Source organism: Alphaproteobacteria bacterium, assembly GCA_016699735.1.
Classification (GTDB): Bacteria; Pseudomonadota; Alphaproteobacteria; order Micavibrionales; family Micavibrionaceae; genus JAGNKE01.
Window position 1 is genome coordinate 2,586,255 of sequence record CP065008.1, and the last position, 18,254, is coordinate 2,604,508.

Sequence of the window (18,254 nt, forward strand, 5' to 3'; positions counted from 1 at the left end):
GGACCGAAGACCGCGATAATAATCACCGCGCCGGGATCGGCGGGCGCTATGACCTCAACGACCGCCTGAGTTTTAACGGGGAACTGACGGGCGGCAATAAGGGCGCCGGGGCGCTGATCGGCGCGGAATATCTGAAATCCGACCGAACAAGTTACTATGCGAACTATGAAATGGACCCGGACCGCACGGATATCGGCACCCGCGGGAAAAGCTCCAGCCTGACCCTCGGCGGACGGTCCCGGTATTCGGACAGCATTTCCACCTTCGGCGAACAGCGCTATCAGACTTTCGATGACGATTCCTCCGGCCTGATCCACTCCTTCGGGCTTGATCTGGCGGCCAGCGACAAATGGACATGGGGCGGGCGCTTTGAGAACGGCATCATCGCCGATCCGGAATCCGGCGATACGGACCGTCTGGCGCTCTCCTGACCAGCGGTTACAGCGCGCAGAAAACCAAATATTCCGGCACGATTGAATTCAGGCGCGATGAAAACGAGCTTGAGGGCGACCGTAATTCCTGGCTCATGAGCAACACGCTCTCCTATCAGACCTCCGAAGACTGGCGGGTTCTGGGCGATCTGGATGTGGCGATCAGCGATTCTGGTCTCAATAGCTCTCTGGATGCGGATTACATAGAATTCGGCCTCGGCTATGCCTACCGCCCGGTTGAGAACGACCGCCTGAACGCCCTCATCCGCTACGAATATCTGAGCGACCTCGCCAGCCCCGACCAACTGGACGGTTCGCGCACAGGCGAGGCCAACGATTACGAGCAGCGCAGCCATGTTTTCTCCGCCGATGCGATTTACGATGTGACGCCGAAACTGGCCGTAGGCGGCAAAGTGGGCTACCGCTTCGGTGAAATCCGCGACAATACGGTAGAGGATCCGGAGTTTTTCGACAGTCAGGCTCTGCTCCTGATCGGACGCATGGATTATGAGGTGCTGAAAAGCTGGGAGATGACCGGGGAAGTCCGCTACCTCGACGTTATGGAGGCCGAGGATTCAAAAGCCGGAGTTCTTCTGGGGGCGTACAAGCATTTCAACCAGAATATCAAGGCCGGAGTGGGTTATAACTTTACCGATTTCTCCGACGATCTGACCGATCTGGATTACGACAGCAGCGGCGTGTTTTTCAACGTGGTCGGGAAGTTTTAGCCGTTAAAACAGCCCCTTTATAATACCCTAAACACGCATAAGGCGCTCTTTAACCGCCTCGGGCTTATGGAGGACATCCCGGGCGGAAAATCTCAAAACCTTGAATCCCTGACCCAACACATAGGCGTCGCGTCGGCTATCGTGATCGACAGCGTCCGCTCCGAGATGAACATCTCCATCGACTTCAACATCATAACGCTCCCCCGAAGACGCGTTGATCATGAAATCAAGACGGTATTGTCCGAGGGGATATTGGGAAACATAACTGAATCCCTGATCGTCAAGTATAGCCGCCATAGCGTTTTCGGCCGCATTTAGAGGATCATGATACTTCTGACGCAACTGCTCGGCATAGTCGGCCAGCTTATACAGCGGCGTATCCTTTGGGACCGATTGGCACGCATGAAGATCGCCGACGATATAAAGTAAATTCCTTGCACGGGTGACTGTGACATTAATCAGATCGCTTTGCGACGCTGCAAAATTCACAAGGTACGTCTCCATCCCGCCGCACACCACAGGAGAATAGATCAAGACGTCGCACTCGCTGCCCTGAAAGCTGTGCACAGTGCCGTTCGTGAACCGGCCTTCAACCGATGAAAACCAGTTAGCTTTTGAGAGCGCCTTACGCATCTCCAATGCCTGTCGGCTGAAAGGGGTCACGACACCGTAAGTCAGTCCCTCTTGAGAGAAAAGCCCCTGACGGGACCATAGTTCGAACATTGAAGCCGCCCTCTCGATTTCAGCGGGATTCCAGGCTCCCTTTTGTACCCGGATCGACCTCCCGGGCGTATTGTGCCAGATGAGGCCGCTTTCCTTGATAGGGAGTCGATTCTGAAACTGCATCGACCGCACTTGCGGAACCAATTTTCCCTGATAAAAATTGCGATTTGAAAATTCTATAATGTCTGGATGGCAGCGATAATGCTGTATAAGGAACGAAGTGGATGAAGCCGATGCAAAACCGCGGTCAAAAGCAGAGCGCCTTGTAAAAGACCAATCATCATAAATACTCCCGACCCCGGCTTTCTCGGCTATTTGATGCTCAAGATCGCTTCTCAAGGACGTGATATGTTTGAATTGATGGGGATCGCCGATGATGACGGCCTGTTTTGCCCGGTAAAGAAGTGGGAGAACGGAAGGGATATCGCACTGCCCCGCCTCATCGATGACCACCAGATCGAATAAGCCCGGCTGAAAAGGCAGGATTTTCCCCGCCGATTGGTTTGTTGTCATCCACACCGGAAAAAATCGCTTCAGCGCCGCAAACGATTTTTCGATCCGCTTGTGACGACCGGGATTATAATCGTCTATATCTTTGAAATAATTGTTAAACGCCGCCAGCGCCTCCTGAGTGGCGCTATGGATATTCCCAGCCAGCGCTTGTGAAACAGGGTCCGGGAAAGTTGTGATTTCTCCTGCTTGAGTTCACCCAACTCAGACACGGTCGGATAGTGCCTGATTTTCTCCTCCAGACGCCTGCGCTTTAAAACGCACATCGCCCAGCCCTGATAAATCTTGACGGACTCGACGGCCTCCCTGGCTCTATCTACAGCCTCATGCGGCAATTCATCGGTAAGCGCATAAGTGTCGTATTCTTTGGAAATTTTGTCGTTTCCGATAAGAGCCCTCAAAAGAACATTATGCCTGTCTTTAAATTTTCTGTACCCGAAAAGCCGCAGACGCAGCCATAATCCGAACCCTGGCGCACTATGATTTTCAAATGTTTTTATGCGACCTTGCTCAAAAGGCTTCGGATCCCCAATCATACCAGAAACTTGATCAATGACGCCCTCAGGCAGGCGATTGATCATTCCCTCCTCCTCGAGGATAAGGCCTCCGATTTGATCCTGCAGCCGCTGCGCCTTTTTCAGATTGACCCGTATCTCGGAAATCCTGCGCTCTATATTAGCAAATGTCTTAATTTCCTGATCGATATCTGGCTGTAAAACGTCCGATTTCATCAAGCTTTCAATCAGAGTTGAAATGGTCTTGCGGCACTGCTCTCTCTTTGTCTGGTTGCCTAAACGCATCATCCAGCTTCCCGAACGGCCCATACCCTGCCCCAGGCGCTCGTAAACGCCGTCTACGGGCATATTGTTATTGCTGGAAAAGAGAACGGTTTGATGACCAAAAGATGCGCTGGAAATAAGCGCTTGCACAACCTGGGTTTTTCCCGTTCCCGGCGGCCCGGTAACGACAAACAGGGGAGAAACGAGGCCTTGTTTGACGGCTTCTTCCTGCTGATCGTTCAGCACACCTGTTTCCAGCACAAATGGGGCGGCAGCGCCCCCTTTTCCTTCGCCCCTTCTTTCATCCCCTGGACAAAAAACCTCAGGGCCGTGTCATGGCTCAGAACCCCCTTATCCTTAAGAAGGTTGACCAAATCGTAACGAAGCTCGGACTTGGATCCCTTAAGATTTGTGCGGAACAGAACCGGACGATTGATCCATCGTTCGGAACCGTCCTTCAGCGAGGGGATATATTGCTTTGCGGCCTCCAACCGCGCTTCAAAACTTCCGAATTCTCCCTCCAGTTCCTCGCAAACACTCTGTATTTCTTCCGCACCATGATCCTTTACGAAATGCATTCGATTGATGCAAAGACGGCCCGTTTTAGGAATAAGCACAACCGTGTCGGGTTGCGTAAACTTTGCCTGCACCTCAACATAAAAAAGCGGGAAAAGCATATCTTTCTCATCAAGATAAACTGGAAATCCGTAGTAAAGATCAATCAGGGTCTCTGTGCCTAAAGCTTTGCGCTCAATAAACTCTTTCTGCCTGCTCTCGGAGATAAAAAGCTCTAGCTGAGGTAAATTTCTTGAGAACAGCTGCTCAGAACGACTTGCCTCAAAGAAAATATGTGTTTTGTATTCCTGATTTTTTCTGAGTTTAAGCTGAACGGCCTCTTCTGCATCCAAGCAGGACAGATAGTACCTCAACAAAGCCTCAAACTGCCCTTGGTCCATGCCAACTAACTCACGACAAGCGGCATTCTCACACGTTTTTTAGTCAAAAACCAATGGGTTTTTGTGAAAGACAGCAACTCAAAACTGACGCTTTACAGACCTCTCCAAGCAAAACCTAATAAAAAGCCGCCAAGGGGAGGCAGCCTGATATCTGGAAAACTGGTTGCGGGGCAGCAAACGCGAGGTCTCTCTAAGCATTGAAAACAAAGAGTTATTTATACACTTCTGTCTTAACCATACCATACCCTACCCCGCACCCCGAAAACCATGCACAGGAAATTGGAAATTGAAGGGACATCCTTGGAGAATAATTTAGACATGATCAAACGACCCGGCCCGGACATTTTGCCCGGACAGGGTTTAGATCATTCGTGCTCATTTGTTGCGGGTTGGACTAAGCGATCCCATTTCATTTTAATGAAGGCACCGTGGCGCTCAAACAATGAGGCTATAATTATAATAGCGCCACCTAATACCGACAATGTAACCCAATTTGACAAATCAATCAGTTGTACCAATTCCAGGATTTGCCGCCCGACGCCGACCAGTACAGTCACCCCGCCCATCACCATCAGGTCACGAAAACCATGCCGACGACTCACGGCGATGATCGTCAATCCGCTAACAATACACAAAACAGCGTTAGACATATCCTCAGTGGACAAAACTGGACGGATATGGCAGACGGCAAGGACAATGAGTGCAAGACGGATAAGACGAGTCGGGTTTTGGCAGCGTGCAGATATATGCAGCATGAACCCCGCAAAGATGATGCCGAAGACATTAATAGCTAATGCCCCTGAAAGATAGCGATCAGCCAACATAGCCGCAGGTAAAGCCACCCCTAAAACCGCACCAAAAGATAGCAGGTTTATCACTCTCCGTGCAAAAGACGCTTCTTCTGTCTGCTGCGCGCAGAAGTACAAAGCAATATATGCCGTGCCAGCCAGTGTGATTTGCTGGATTTCGTCCACCGGATAAAGCCAAAGACTGCGGCAGAGGAGAATTCCCGCTGGCACAAATACAGTGGCCATCGCAAACAACCCCTCGGGCGTCCGCAAGGTGCTATCCTGTGACATACGCTTGAATAACAAAGTCAGAGGAAGAGTGACGGCAATCATTGTGGTTACCCCCACGTAGACAGATTCGCGAACGGGCAGAAGCAGAAGCAGGTTTGTGAACAAGAAGAGTCCACATAGTGTCTGCACGGAGCGGCGTGCGAGCACTTTATGACTGACCCATGCAACCGGAACACTGATTGCTAGAGTAGCCAGCAAAGTCACCATGAGAGCATCGAATTCCGGTGCAACCCATTTGGCAAAACTGGGATATTGGCCCAAACCGCCCCCCCACTGCGTGGTCGAGAAGATGAGTGCGCCCAATGTTGTCATATTAACCGAAATAGAAATCAGGCCCAGCCCAAAAAAGACCCGAGCGCCCTTATTTTCCTTTAAAAGAAAGCTCAGTCCAAGCCCTCCGACGGCCAGCAGGAAGGTTTGTGAAAGCAGCATGTAATAACGGCTGATATCGTTGCCATGAGACCATCCTTGCATCAGATAAGTGGACATGGCTATAAGCATGATTAAAGCTCCGCAAACCCGCAGCAACGATGCAAAATTGGCAAAATTTCGGATAAGATCAAGGATGTTTGATTGGACCGACTCCGGGTTGGAAAAATTTTTTTTCAAACTAGAGGTCTTACTGATTTCCGTGTGAATAAACATTTCTATTCTCCCTTTTTAACATCCAGCAACGCGGCAAGCTCTGCCTGTAAATGCGCGGTGTTTTCGTCTTTTACAAAGGACATATCGAGAGCGTCCGTATCCGGCATCTGGCCAACGGAATACTCCGTCTCGGTAATCAGCATTTCCCAACGGTCAAAGGTATCTTCGATTCCATAGTCGGTAGCTCCTTCAATCTTGCTGATAATCCGCAGGGCGTCTGCAGTAGACTGCCGAGAACGCATCAGGTTCTGTTGCTGAGTGATATCACGCAGACGCTGCTCCATACGCTGCACATTTTCTCTGATCTTGATTTCCAGTTCTTCGTGGCGTGCGAGAGCGGTCTGGATTTGTGCGGCCTGTTCGCGGCATTGGTTGCGTCTGGCGATACAAGCAAGGGCTTTTGCTCGTCCTTTGCTGCAGTTTCTTTAGCGCGATTTTCCCAAAGCCTCTCCATCCGCATCGCTTCCTGTAAGCGTTTATGCATGGCTTCACCATCCCTGTGCACGCGCTCTAGCCGCACTTTGGCTTTTGCGGCAGCCGCGCACGTATCCTTAAGGGCCACCGCCACAACGGCATCATGGTTTTCAACATGGGACACCATCTCATCCAGTTTGCCGGTGAGCGTGGCCGTAATACGAGCAAATATGTTCATATTTTTCTCCTTAAAAATGTTTGAACATCCTTATCTTACATACAGGAAGCAATATAAAATACCAATTTGACATAAGTTGCAGAATATTATTAGAATAGTATCGTATTTTAATACCATTTCAGGTGAGGTGTGATGCAGACCGCTTTATTGCTTCAAACGTTAAAGCAGAGTCTTAAGGCCCAGGGAAAGACCTATGCGGATGTAGCGCAAACGCTTGACTTATCTGAAGCCAGTGTAAAGCGCATGTTTTCGGAGCAGCATTTTTCTTTGGAGCGGCTAGATAGAGTGTGTCACATGCTAGGCATGGAAATCAGTGATCTGGTCAAGAAAATGGACGCTTCTCAGGAGAGAATCGAACAGCTATCGCACAGGCAGGAATCAGAAATCGTCCAAGATGTCTCGTTAATACTGGTCACCGTTTGTGTCTTTAATCACTGGACAATGGAGAATATCACGCAATATTTCATGTTAAACGAAAACGAATGTTTATTAAAGTTACTTAAGCTCGATAAAATCGGTATTATCCAACTCCTCCCACAAAATAGAATTAAGTTGCTAATTAGCCCTAATTTTCCTGGATTGAGAATGGCCCGTTTGAGCGGTTCTTTCGTGAACATGTCGGGCAGGAATACTTTAATAGCAGTTTTCGCGGTGAGCATAGGTTTTTGCGTGTTTTAAATGGTTCACTTTCAAAGGCCAGTGCTGCGGAATTTCAGCACAAATTGTTGCGACTGGCCCGCGAATTCAGCGAGATATCTCACGAGGAATCGAACTGGCCCATAGACAATCGTGATGGGGTGACTTTGGTTATGGCTATGCGGAACTGGGATTATGGATTCTTCGACCATCTGGTTCGTCCTGAATATAAGCAGAAATCATAATTCTTTCAGCTTTAGTCCAGTCAGCCAGCAACAACCCACGGCGCAATTTTCAATCGCGCAGTGTCCGCCCACTTTCGCACGGCTTTCATCTCCTCTATCGAAGGATCGCGGTTGTTATGCCCGGCGCACTGCACGATCTCACGCTCGTCATCAACCTCCAGAGTCTGGCATTTTTCAACCTTTCCGCCTTGATGGCGCTCCAGCGACCATAAGGAGCACCACCCGGAGGTGCAATATCTCGCGTACGTCGCCACACAATGATTTAGCGTCCGCCCCTCACGGATCAGGTCTGCGCCGGAAAGCAATTCGCGGATCGTCCAGTATTCATCCGGGCTTTTGGTCGGAGACCACAAAAATTCCTTAATGCCTGATTTTTGAAATAAAGGTTTTGAACGCCAGCGAGCTTTTTTTCCTCCTTCTGCCAGCGCTCGACCTGCCGCAAAAGCGCAGCAAGAGAACGCCCGTGCATCCGCAATTTAGGCTGCGGGGGCTGAATTGTTTCAACAGTCCCCGGCCCAGTGACGCACTCGCGGACCTTGTATTTCTGTGACTGAAGATAATCGACAACAACGGGAATCTGTGTATGAGGCAGTTCACGCTGCTCGATAAAATAACGGACAACGGAATCCCAGAATGCAGCGTGTTCATAGGTTTGCCCAAGCCATGTTCTGGCAACAGCCAGAGCCAATCTTTCATCGCCACCAAAAGCGCACACCTGTGCCCACCGGAATGCCTCCAGAATGCCACAGCAATTTGGCGCCAAGATAAAATGATGAGCAACCATTTTGGTCAAAGGCACAGGCAACTCAGGAGCCGTTCGCATATTACGCCCCGCGCCTAGATGGATATACCATCGGCGCTTTAAAGCCCCGTCCTTGCGTGTATCAAACCATGCGGATTCCATAAAGGACGGCACCGGATAGCGCGCAAAGAGATGCTGCGCCAGCGAAGCAAACTGCTTTCGTGCATTATAAGATCGTGGCTTCCACGTCTTCGGCTCCCGGATCCAATTCTGGCGGTAAAGATAAAGCCGCGTCGCCGCACGGAGATAGGGCGTCCACCCCTTTCCTGCTCCAGCAAAAGTCTGATTTTTTATGAAGCCAAATCAGGAACTCCGCCAAACCGCTCTGGAATTCGGGCTTTTCATCTTCGAATTGAAGAGTTTCAGCAATAGCCCCCCAGAACCGGCGGCTCACTTGCTCCGGCTGGATACGTTTGTGGCAAGCCTCGCGGATAAAAACCACTGGATTATGGTGCACGCGAGCCTCCTCCTGGCGGTTCCGCAGTTCCCGCTCCCGAACCTCGATCTCGGCCTCACGCTGCTGCAGGCTCTTTTTAAGAACCTCCTGATACGCATTCTGGCGGCACCAACGGAAATAAGCCCTGCAGTCAGCAAAACCCAGCCGCAGGATATGTGCTTTGATGGCCGGACTTAAGCCCTCCAGCCTGCTTTTTGTTCGTCGAATCATATTAAAATCAGTCCTCTCGGACGTGTGTGCGTTAAAGTCAAAGCTGCGCGCAAGGCACAGCCCCTGTGTGCTTTGTTAAAAATCTTCATGTTTTCTCTGTATGAAACGCGTTGGCGGAATCCCTGCGCAAGGCGCAGGAATTGCGTAAAGACTCCGGCGCAGCATCACGCGTGCACAAAAGCCCTTAAAGCGCTCCGTCCATCGGATAATGTGAGATTAAAGAGAGTTCAGGGTACGGGCTGATGTAAAGATAAAAAAGCCCTGCCCGTCCGCATTGTCCGCAGGATCGGCTAGCTGAAGTGTATGACAATATCTCTCATCGGCTTCTCCCTTTTTGAGAGGAGCATTCTGCTATCATGAATGAAATAATAAAATCAAGTTTTATTTACTTCGTTCTCTGAAGGATAATTTCGAAGCAAGCGCCTCCTGAACCACTGCTACCTTCGACAAGCCGAACTGCGCCGCCATAAGCATGGATAATGGAGGTCACAATGCCGAGGCCAATCCCCGTTCCGCCTTCCTGCCTCCGCGTCGTGAAAAACGGTGTGAAGATTTTGGCGGCATTGGCGGTGGAGACCCCACTGCCGTTATCCTGCAATCGGATTACGGCTAAATCCTGCTGCTCTCTTACACTAATCTGCAATTCATCCGCCCCGTTCTGCAGCGCATTATCGCAAAGGTTGATCAGGACAGTCTCAAGGTTCTCGGCCGATATTCTAACATTTGATCGGGCCTTGTTATCGAGGGACATTTAAGCGTCTCGTTATACCTCTCACGGATTTTTTGCAGAACCCCCGCCGGATCGCAGTCATCATCCGAGATGATCGTATTATCCGCCCGCGCCAGTTCCAGCAAGCGGCTGACCAGCCTTTTGAGGCGGTCGCTGTCGGAAATGATATTCTCTAAAAACTGGCGCTTTTTTGCCTCGTCCATGTCATCGAGATGATCTAGCAGAAGTTCCGCCGACCCCTGAATGGCCGTAATCGGCGTCTTAAATTCATGCGAGACGTGCATGGCAAAAGTGCGGATATATTCCGAACGTTCGGTGAGGGAGTGCGCCATGCGCGTGAAACTTTCCTCTAGAAGCTCAATCTCCTGAACCCCCCCACCCTCCTTCATGTGAAGCGCTTTGGAATCCCCAGCGGCAAAACGCTCGGTCCTGTCGATCAGCCGATTGATGGGGCGGGATATCATGGAGGATGTCAGCAGCGCGATCAACAGCGTGGCCCCCGCAAGGATCAGGCCGACAATGATCACCTTACCTTTCTCGGCGTACATATGCTTAAGAATATTCTGCGGCGTGCGCGAGAGGTAGACAACCCCCAGCACCCGGTCCTCATCTAAAATAGGCAACGCCACGAAGACGCGAATGCCCGTACCGCGGCTGATCGACGCCAGCGCTTACGGCGGCTCGTCGGAAATACGTTCACGGATCACACTGGTATAATTGCCAGTCAACGCTCTCTTTACTTCGGGCACATCCGATAAATCCAGCCCGACCTCCTGCCGCCCCGCCACCACGACGCCGTTGAAATCGAGGATCTTGATGCCGGATAAATTCGTCTTTTGCGCCTCCGTAATAACCGGGGTCAGCGCCTGCCCAACCTCCTGCGCGAACGGAGCCGTGATCTGCCCCGGCTTTCCGTCCCTCTGGGCGGCAGCACCTGCGTTTTTGAAAGATCAAGCGCGGGCGCGACAGGCGTATAGTAATCGTCAACCTTCGTAATGCTACCCTGCTCGGCAGGAACCCCGTAACTGTCCCTTTCAGTCAGGCGTTTGAGAATTTCGTTTTTATAGACAGCGGCAAGAACCGCCGCCTGCGTGATCAGTTCGTTTTCCGTCTGCTGCACCAGTGCGTTTTCGTATAGCCTGAAGAACATTACGCCGCCAAGCGGCAGCAAAACACACCATGATATTGACGATCAGAAGGATCGTTCGTAGGCGGATGCGGGCCTTGAGAGGCTTTTTTCATGGCGTCAGCTTATACCCCACACCGCGCAGCGTTGTAATCAGACCTTCACAGCCTTTTTCCGCAAATTTCCTACGGATATTGCGGATATGACTGTCGATCGTCCGGTCGCTGACGAACGTATTCGCGCCATGTGCCATGGTCATGATCTGATCGCGGGTGAACAGCCGATCCGGGTATTGCGCCATGCCATGCACGATTGAAAATTCCGTAGCCGTCAGATCAACCCCCTGCCCGCTCCAGAAAGCCTGATGCCGCACAGTGTCAATTTTCAGCGCACCGCACATGACAGTCTGATCAAGAGTCTTGGGTGGGGGGACTGTGCACGCTTGAGGATCGCCTTGACCCGCGCCACCAGCTCCCGCGGACTGAAGGGCTTGGTCAAATAATCATCGGCCCCCAGCTCCAGCCCCAGAATTCTGTCGATCTCCTCATCACGCGAAGAGAGAAAAAGAACCGGGACATTGGACGTTTTTCTTATCTCCTTACAAACCTCCAACCCGTCCATCTCGGGCATATTGATATCAAGAACGATGAGGTCGTATTCAGCGCCTTTGGCCTTTTCAAGCGCCTGCCGCCCGTCGCTGACTTCGCTGGCCGCCATCCCTGCCTTCTCGACGGCAAAGACCACGACATCGCGGATATGCGGATCATCATCGACGACTAGAATTGTTTTGGCCATTATTCCTGACTTTCCAAGGATTTGAGCAGGCGGTACTCACTATAAGTCCACCGCCGCCAGTCGTCCATATCCCTTCGCAGGGACTGGATCATTCTAAAGACGGCAGCACTAGAAAATGAGCCACCTATTGTTCGAGAATACCTTTTAAGAGCCGGAATAGCAGGACTTCCGATTTCTTTTAAATATACCACGTCAAGAGAGACGCCCTTACCGGAGATTTCGCGTGAATGCGTGACATTATATTCCGCGATAATACCGCCGATATTCAAGAAACTGGTTATATACAGCACACCCAGCAGCGTCAGGACGTTCGCGTTAATCAGCCAGGTATTCGATTTATTCAAGAGGCTCCGAACAATAATCCAGCAAAGGCCCATCGCCACCAGCCCCATCCATATAAAGGCCGCCACGCGCCAGTAGGTAAGGGCGTACACCTCTACATACATATTCGTGCGGTAAATGGACGAAACAACCAGAAGCACGTTTTGCATGACCCAGAGATAAATCAAACCCCGAACAGTCCTCGATCCAGAAATCTCTGGGTCGGCGTTCTGTGTGATCAAAACAAAACCGCCGCAAGAAGAGCGGTCACGATCAGCGGATAGGCGCCCTGCTGGGCATACCGGGCGTAGGTTATACCCTTTGGCAAGTCCATTCCGGCCCAAAGGTAATTCATATCCAGCACCGTCTGGCAGGCAAACATCAGATTGAATATAACCAAAGACCTTAAAACCGCCTCTTTGGTAAAAGCCCACTCGGTAAGGCGCATAGGCCTGAGTTCATCGTCCTCCCTCAGCGCCTCAAGCCTTCTGGCTTTTGGACGATCAATCTCGACCGGAGAACGGAAAAAATCATGGCCCCGGTAATAAGCCAGAAAAACACCCGCCCCAAAGAAAAGTGTTTGACAAAAAACTCGGGATTCACAACCGAAACCCATCGAGTGATGATCGGGTTTGCGCTGGAGAAAAGCATGATAAACACAAAAGACAGAACAACTGGCAAGAACCAGCCGCGCATAAATCCCGACACAGTGCCCTGCGGCATGTATCTGCGTTGATACTTTCTGTAAGCGATCGCTGCCTTGCTCAAGGGATGGAGGAGAAACAGGAAAAAACTGGCTAGTTTGCCAATCCAAGCCATCGCATCTTTTTGCAAGCCACCCTGGGAAATAATCGCAAGGCTCACCGTTCCAATAACAATCAGAAAAATGCTTAGTAGGCTGGTTTTCTCAACCAGAAGGCCGCACTGGACTATCATCAGAAGTGAAATAATCCGGCCCGCTCGGGTTTCCAGAGTTCCCGGATTGTGAATGGTAAAGCCTATAAGCAAAAAACCGAAAAAAACCGGAGATCCAGCCTGCCTGATGTCCGTAAAATAAAAAGTCTGCCAAAAGGGTTAAACTCAAAGAAGAAACAATTTTAAGCCGGAATGAGCCCCTAAAGGGCGATAGAACATGTGTCATGGATTGGTCTTTTCCTTCGCGCTTGGAACTCGATGAATGGCTTTGTCCTGTTCAAAAAAATCCGCGTTTTCGACAAGCCACCACGCATCCCGCTGCAAACTCTGCGGGATATTATAAAAAGCCTGCTTTAAAACGGGGTGCAGGGGCTTATCGCTAAAAATGCAAATGCTGAGACAGGGTTTTTGATACAGTTTCGTCATATTTTTGTTTTATCGAAAGGATATGCAAAAAATATGAGCGCAGTTTCTGTATATTCAGGTCTTTGTGTGCAGATCTCGTGCAGGACAACGTTGCAAAAATTAAAAACTTCGCTTATGTTTACCCACATGACTGAACGTTTTCACCAATGCCAACCCCACTTGAACCGCAACCCAATCGCGGGTTTTTGCGCTGGCTGAACGTTACGAGACTAGATTTGTAATGACCGGCCCGCCCTCAAAAGCGGGTTTTTTATTGGGATATTAGAATGTTACTGACCATTACGACGACGCACAAACCGGCCACGGACATGGGCTATCTGCTGCATAAAAGCCCGGAGCGGCTGCACAGCAAGGAACTGCCCTTCGGCACGGCGCATGTCTTCTACCCCGAAGCCACGGAAAAGAAATGCACCGCCGCGCTGCTGCTGGAGGTGGATCCTGTCGGGCTGGTCCGCAAGGAAAAGGGTTCGACCTTCTCGCTCGAACAATATGTCAACGACCGCCCCTATGTCGCGTCCTCCTTCATGAGCGTGGCGATTAACCGCGTCTTTGGCACACTTCTGTCCGGTAAAAGCAAGCACAGGCAGGAGCTTGTCGATGCCGCCATCCCGCTGGAAGCCATCATCTATTCCTTGCCCTGCCGCGCCAAGGAGGAGTTTCTGCGTGAACTCTTCGAACCGCTGGGCTATGCGGTGGAAATCGTTCCCACGCCTCTTGATCCCAAATTCCCGAGCTGGGGAACTAGCCCCTATTATACCGTCACCCTGCGCAAAACCTGCCCGCTGCGGGAGTTGCTCACGCATCTCTATGTCCTGATCCCTGTTCTCGATAACAAGAAGCATTATTTCATCGGCGATGCGGAGGTCGAAAAGCTGCTGCAAAACGGCAAGGGCTGGCTGAAGGATCACCCACAAAGGACATAATCGCACGGCGCTATTTCCGCAACCTGCGCTCCTTTTCGCGCATGGCTCTGGATCAGTTAAAGGATGAAGTCCCCCTGGAAGAAACGGAAGAGTTAGAGGGCGAGAAAACGATTAAGGCCGACGCGCAGGAAGAAGCGCTGGAAGAAACCCTGAGCGCCGCCGCGCCGGAAGAGAAAAAGATCAGTCTCCACAGACTGCGCCACGAAACGGTCATCGCCGCCTTGCGCGAGCATAACGTCAGCACGGTTCTGGACGTTGGGTGCGGCGAAGGCAAGCTGCTGAGGATTCTGAAAAAGCAAAAGGGCTTCAGCAAGATCGCGGGATGCGACGTCTCCACGCAAAGTCTTGAAATCGCCAATGAGCGCCTGCAAAGCCGTTTCCCGAAGCGCGGCGAGCCGGAGATTGAATTGTTTCAATCCGCCCTGACCTATAAGGACAAGCGGTTCAAGGACTATGACGCACTCGTGCTGGTCGAGGTGATCGAGCATGTGGACGAGCCCCGCCTGCCTGCCCTCGAACGGGCTGTGTTCGGGGCTGGCGTCCGCGTGGTGCTGGTCACGACGCCGAACGGCGAATATAACGCCCTGTTCGAAACCCTCCCGGCGGGGCAGTTTCGCCACGCCGACCACCGTTTCGAATGGACCCGCAAGCAGTTCGAGGATTGGGGAACCCGCGTGGCAACCAGCTTCGGCTATGACGTTACCTTCGCCCCTATCGGTGACATCGATGAGAAACTTGGCGCCCCATCCCAGATGGCGGTGTTTGTGAAGCCTGAAAAGGAAAAATTAAATGTTTAATTGGTTTAAGAAAAAGCAAGCCCCTGCAATTGCAAAAGAAAATACTAAAATAGAGAAAAAGGAATCTCTTGCAGATTATAACAAATTGATCCAATCGACTATAAAACCTTACATCAAAATTGATGCAAAGCCTGAATCAGACCTCCCGCCATGGCAAAGCAAATTCGGAGGCACACCCTATATGCCGGAAGGCGTGGTCTGGCCGCAAATGAGTGACGGCAGTGATCTACATTTGCTCGCGCAAATCAATTTCGGAGAGGTTCCCGCACTTGATCCATTTCCACAAAAGGGAATTTTGCAATTCTGGCTTGGTGTTAACGACCTTTATGGCCTTGATTTTTCTGATCCTGTCAGACAAGACTCTTTTCGGCTTGTTTATTACCCAGACTTGGAAAAAACTGGCTTACAGAGCTCCTTTGGGGACAAATTGAAGTGGGATGAGTCCTCACCTTTTGAAGATGATTGTCCATCCTTGTCCCTCTCCTTTTCAAAAGAAGAAATGCCCGTTAATTTTGATGATTTTCAAGCGGGCGCGCTATTGAAAGATCTGCCTGAAGCGCTTGTGCATGATTATAATGACTCCTTTGATCATACCGGACATAGGATCGGAGGTTACGCCCACTTCACCCAAAGTGATCCGCGTGAAAGCAAGTATGAGTACAGTGTTAAAGACATTCTTCTTCTGCAAATCGATAGCGATGATAAAAATAACATTCTCTGGGGTGACTGCGGGGTAGCGAATTTTTTTATCAGTGAGAGAAAACTTAAGGCGCTGGATTTTTCGAAGGTCTTATATAACTGGGATTGCTGTTAACAAATGACCAACACCATCAACATCCCCGAACTTTCCCTCGTCGTGCTGGTCGGCTCGTCCGGCTCGGGGAAATCGTCGTTCGCGCGCAAACATTTCAAGCCGACGGAAATCCTGTCGTCCGATTTCTGCCGGGGGCTGGTCTCGGATAACGAGAATGACCAGACTTGTTCGGACGACGCCTTCGACATCCTGCACAAAATCGCGGCCACCCGCATGAAACGCGGCAAAATGACCGTAATCGACGCCACCAACGTCAGCCCGCAGGACCGCGCCGAACTCGTCAAACTGGCGCGGGAGCATTATGTCCTGCCTGTGGCCATTGTTTTTGACATGCCCTGGCAACTCTGCCATGAACGCAACGAGCAGCGCCCGGACCGGCAATTCGGCAAGCACGTCGTCATGCGCCACACCAGCCTGTTGCGACGGGGCTTGCGGAGCCTTCGCAAAAGCGAGGGTTTTACCAACGTCCATATCCTGACCAGCGTGGAGGCGGTGGATTCGGTTGAAATCGTGCGCCAGCCCCTCTGGAACAACAAGAAGGACGAACACGGACCCTTCGATATTATCGGCGACATTCACGGCTGCTTCGATGAGCTTATTACCTTGCTGAAAAAGCTTGGCTACAAGGTGGCCAAAGCCAAGGACAGATTTAACGTCACCCACGCCGCAGGGCGCAAGATTATCTTCGTGGGCGATCTGGTCGATCGCGGCCCCAAAACGCCGGACGTCCTGCGGCTGGCGATGAATACGATCGAAGACGGCGTGGCCTTTTGCGTCGTCGGCAACCACGACGACAAGCTTAAACGTGCGCTCTCGGGCAAGGATGTCAGAGATCGCCCACGGGCTTCAGGAAAGCCTCGATCAGTTGGCGCTGGAAAGCGAAGAGTTCCGTCATAAAGTCACCAAGTTTCTGGGCGGCCTCATCAGCCATTATGTCTTCGACGACGGCGGACTGGCGGTCGCCCATGCGGGAATCAAGGAAAAATATATCGGACGCGGCGCCCCCAGCATCAAGCAATTCTGTATGTACGGCGAAACCACGGGCGAAACCGATGAATTCGGCCTGCCGGTCCGCTACCCGTGGGCGAATGATTACCGGGCAGCACCCTTGTCGTTTACGGCCACACCCCGATCCCCGCGCCGGAATGGGTCAACAACACCATCAACATTGATACGGGCTGTGTCTTCGGCGGCAAGCTGACCGCTCTGCGCTATCCTGAAAAGGAGCTTGTTTCGATCAAAGCCAAGAAGGTGTATTCCGAACCGATCCGTCCGCTCGTAAGCAATACAAATGCGAATGATTACGATGTTCTGGATATGGCCGATGTTTCCGGCAAGCGGTTTATCAGCACGGAACTTCATAAAAGCATGACCATCCAGAATGAAAACGCCATGGCCGCTCTGGAGGTCATGAGCCGCTTTGCGGTTGATCCGCGCTGGCTGGTCTACCTGCCGCCCACCATGTCGCCGACCGAAACCAGCACCAAGGATGGCTATCTCGAACACCCCGATGAAGCCTTCGCCCATTACCGCTCCCAAGGGATCGAGAAAGTCATCTGCGAGGAAAAGCACATGGGCTCACGGGCTATTCTTGTGGTCTGCAAAAGCGCCAAGGCAGCGCAAAAACGCTTCCGCGTTACGGATGGCTTGTCGGGCGTCTGCTATACCCGCACCGGACGCCCCTTCTTTAACGATCCGAAACTGGAAAAACGCTTTATCAGCCGTGTGGCAAAAACCGTGACCAAGGCCGGATTGTGGGATGAGTTGAAGTCAGACTGGCTGATCCTCGATTGCGAATTGATGCCGTGGTCCGCCAAAGCCCAGAGCCTTCTGGAGTTTCAATATGCGCCCGTGGCGGCGGCGGCGGATTCTTCGATCTCCGCAGCTTACAGCTTGCTTAAGCAAGCGGCCAAGCGAGTCCCTGAACTCAAGGATATGGAGGGAAGCTATGCGGAACGGCAAGGGCTGGTCCGGCAATACCGCGAGGGCCTACCGGCATTATTGCTGGCCGGTGAAATCGCTGTCGGACTATGCGCTGGCCCCGTTCCATATTCTGGCCCATGAGAAAAGCCAGAATATGCGTAAACCCCATAGCTGGCATATGAAGATGATCGAAAGCTCTGCAACGCTGATCCGGAGTTTTTCCAGAAGACTCAGCACGTCACGATCCGGCTGGAGGATGAAAAAGCCTGCGCGAAGGCCGCAAAATGGTGGGAAAAGATGGTCGCTTCCGGCGGCGAAGGTATGGTCGTCAAACCGTTGCACTTCACGGAGTTGGGAAACAAGGGTCTAGTCCAACCGGGTATCAAGTGCCGTGGCCCTGAATATTTGCGTATTATCTATGGCCCGGAATATTCCACACCCGCAAATCTCGAACGCTTGAGAAAGCGCGGCCTCGGCAAGAAACGCTCCCTTGCCCTGCGCGAATATGCGCTGGGTTACGAAGCACTCACCCACTTTGTGGAAGAAAAACCGCTCCATAAGGTCCATGAATGCGTCTTTGCCGTATTAGCGCTCGAAAGTGAGCCCGTGGACCCGCGACTGTGACTTTTCA

Annotated in this window: 16 protein-coding genes and 4 pseudogenes; 6 read left to right on the plus strand and 14 right to left on the minus strand. The window is 51.5% G+C overall.

Annotated elements, in window-relative coordinates; genetic code table 11:
• Window positions 1–170 precede the first annotated feature (170 nt).
• Together IPN28_12830 and IPN28_12835 are read left to right on the plus strand one after the other, a co-directional pair.
• Window positions 171–431 carry a hypothetical protein gene (locus IPN28_12830; GenBank protein ID QQS57118.1) on the plus strand — a complete coding sequence of 87 codons (261 nt, stop codon included), beginning with the start codon at window positions 171–173 and terminating at the stop codon, window positions 429–431.
• A 95-nt stretch (window positions 432–526) separates the two neighbouring features.
• Window positions 527–1,159 (plus strand): outer membrane beta-barrel protein, encoded by a 633-nt coding sequence (locus IPN28_12835; GenBank protein ID QQS57119.1) that lies wholly within the window; start codon window positions 527–529, stop codon window positions 1,157–1,159.
• A 27-nt stretch (window positions 1,160–1,186) separates the two neighbouring features.
• Here IPN28_12835 and IPN28_12840 read toward each other — a convergent pair whose 3' ends face one another.
• The 6 genes from IPN28_12840 to IPN28_12865 all read right to left on the minus strand — a co-directional run bounded on the left by IPN28_12840 (window position 1,187) and on the right by IPN28_12865 (window position 6,503).
• Window positions 1,187–2,395, minus strand: coding sequence for a DUF559 domain-containing protein (locus IPN28_12840; protein QQS57120.1), 1,209 nt, complete (start codon window positions 2,393–2,395; stop codon window positions 1,187–1,189).
• A gap of 74 nt (window positions 2,396–2,469) precedes the next feature.
• Entirely contained in the window at window positions 2,470–3,417 is a 948-nt protein-coding gene (locus IPN28_12845) for an AAA family ATPase (protein ID QQS57121.1), read from the minus strand.
• Window positions 3,411–4,127 carry a hypothetical protein gene (locus IPN28_12850; GenBank protein ID QQS57122.1) on the minus strand — a complete coding sequence of 239 codons (717 nt, stop codon included), beginning with the start codon at window positions 4,125–4,127 and terminating at the stop codon, window positions 3,411–3,413. Before IPN28_12850 ends, IPN28_12845 begins: the two co-directional genes overlap by 7 nt.
• 365 nt (window positions 4,128–4,492) lie before the next feature.
• On the minus strand, window positions 4,493–5,851 hold the full coding sequence (locus tag IPN28_12855) for a hypothetical protein (protein ID QQS57123.1): 1,359 nt from the start codon (window positions 5,849–5,851) through the stop codon (window positions 4,493–4,495).
• Between the two features lie 2 nt (window positions 5,852–5,853).
• Window positions 5,854–6,093, minus strand: coding sequence for a hypothetical protein (locus IPN28_12860; protein ID QQS57124.1), 240 nt, complete (start codon window positions 6,091–6,093; stop codon window positions 5,854–5,856).
• Window positions 6,093–6,503 (minus strand): hypothetical protein, encoded by a 411-nt coding sequence (locus IPN28_12865; protein ID QQS57125.1) that lies wholly within the window; start codon window positions 6,501–6,503, stop codon window positions 6,093–6,095. The genes IPN28_12860 and IPN28_12865 overlap by 1 nt, the downstream gene beginning before the upstream one ends.
• A gap of 132 nt (window positions 6,504–6,635) precedes the next feature.
• Between IPN28_12865 and IPN28_12870 the strand changes: the two genes are divergently transcribed.
• Window positions 6,636–7,181: a helix-turn-helix transcriptional regulator gene (locus IPN28_12870; GenBank protein QQS57126.1), complete on the plus strand. Its 546-nt coding sequence runs from the start codon at window positions 6,636–6,638 to the stop codon at window positions 7,179–7,181.
• 223 nt (window positions 7,182–7,404) lie between these two features.
• On the opposite strand, the gene IPN28_12875 is transcribed toward IPN28_12870, so the two are convergent.
• From IPN28_12875 to IPN28_12910, 8 genes and pseudogenes are all read right to left on the minus strand, one after another.
• Window positions 7,405–7,737 (minus strand): PcfJ domain-containing protein, encoded by a 333-nt coding sequence (locus tag IPN28_12875; GenBank protein QQS57127.1) that lies wholly within the window; start codon window positions 7,735–7,737, stop codon window positions 7,405–7,407.
• Entirely contained in the window at window positions 7,668–8,288 is a 621-nt protein-coding gene (locus IPN28_12880; protein ID QQS57128.1) for a hypothetical protein, read from the minus strand. The genes IPN28_12875 and IPN28_12880 overlap by 70 nt, the downstream gene beginning before the upstream one ends.
• 64 nt (window positions 8,289–8,352) lie before the next feature.
• Window positions 8,353–8,853 (minus strand): hypothetical protein, encoded by a 501-nt coding sequence (locus IPN28_12885; GenBank protein QQS57129.1) that lies wholly within the window; start codon window positions 8,851–8,853, stop codon window positions 8,353–8,355.
• 385 nt (window positions 8,854–9,238) lie between these two features.
• Window positions 9,239–10,764, minus strand: a pseudogene (locus tag IPN28_12890) (HAMP domain-containing histidine kinase).
• Window positions 10,765–10,821: 57 nt separating this feature from the next.
• Window positions 10,822–11,504, minus strand: a pseudogene (locus tag IPN28_12895) (response regulator transcription factor).
• On the minus strand, window positions 11,504–12,067 hold the full coding sequence (locus IPN28_12900; GenBank protein QQS57130.1) for a DUF4173 domain-containing protein: 564 nt from the start codon (window positions 12,065–12,067) through the stop codon (window positions 11,504–11,506). The pseudogene IPN28_12895 and the gene IPN28_12900 overlap by 1 nt, the downstream one beginning before the upstream one ends.
• Window positions 12,064–12,273, minus strand: coding sequence for a DUF4173 domain-containing protein (locus IPN28_12905; protein ID QQS57131.1), 210 nt, complete (start codon window positions 12,271–12,273; stop codon window positions 12,064–12,066). Before IPN28_12905 ends, IPN28_12900 begins: the two co-directional genes overlap by 4 nt.
• A 23-nt stretch (window positions 12,274–12,296) precedes the next feature.
• Complete coding sequence (locus IPN28_12910) at window positions 12,297–12,689, minus strand: hypothetical protein (protein QQS57132.1); 393 nt, start codon at window positions 12,687–12,689, stop codon at window positions 12,297–12,299.
• A 743-nt stretch (window positions 12,690–13,432) separates the two neighbouring features.
• Between IPN28_12910 and IPN28_12915 the strand changes: the two are divergent.
• The 3 genes and pseudogenes from IPN28_12915 to IPN28_12925 all read left to right on the plus strand — a co-directional run bounded on the left by IPN28_12915 (window position 13,433) and on the right by IPN28_12925 (window position 18,247).
• Window positions 13,433–14,886 (plus strand): annotated as a pseudogene (locus IPN28_12915) (3' terminal RNA ribose 2'-O-methyltransferase Hen1).
• Entirely contained in the window at window positions 14,879–15,700 is an 822-nt protein-coding gene (locus IPN28_12920; GenBank protein QQS57133.1) for a DUF1963 domain-containing protein, read from the plus strand. Before IPN28_12915 ends, IPN28_12920 begins: the two are co-directional and overlap by 8 nt.
• A gap of 3 nt (window positions 15,701–15,703) precedes the next feature.
• Window positions 15,704–18,247 (plus strand): annotated as a pseudogene (locus tag IPN28_12925) (polynucleotide kinase-phosphatase).
• The last annotated feature ends 7 nt before the right edge of the window (window positions 18,248–18,254 follow it).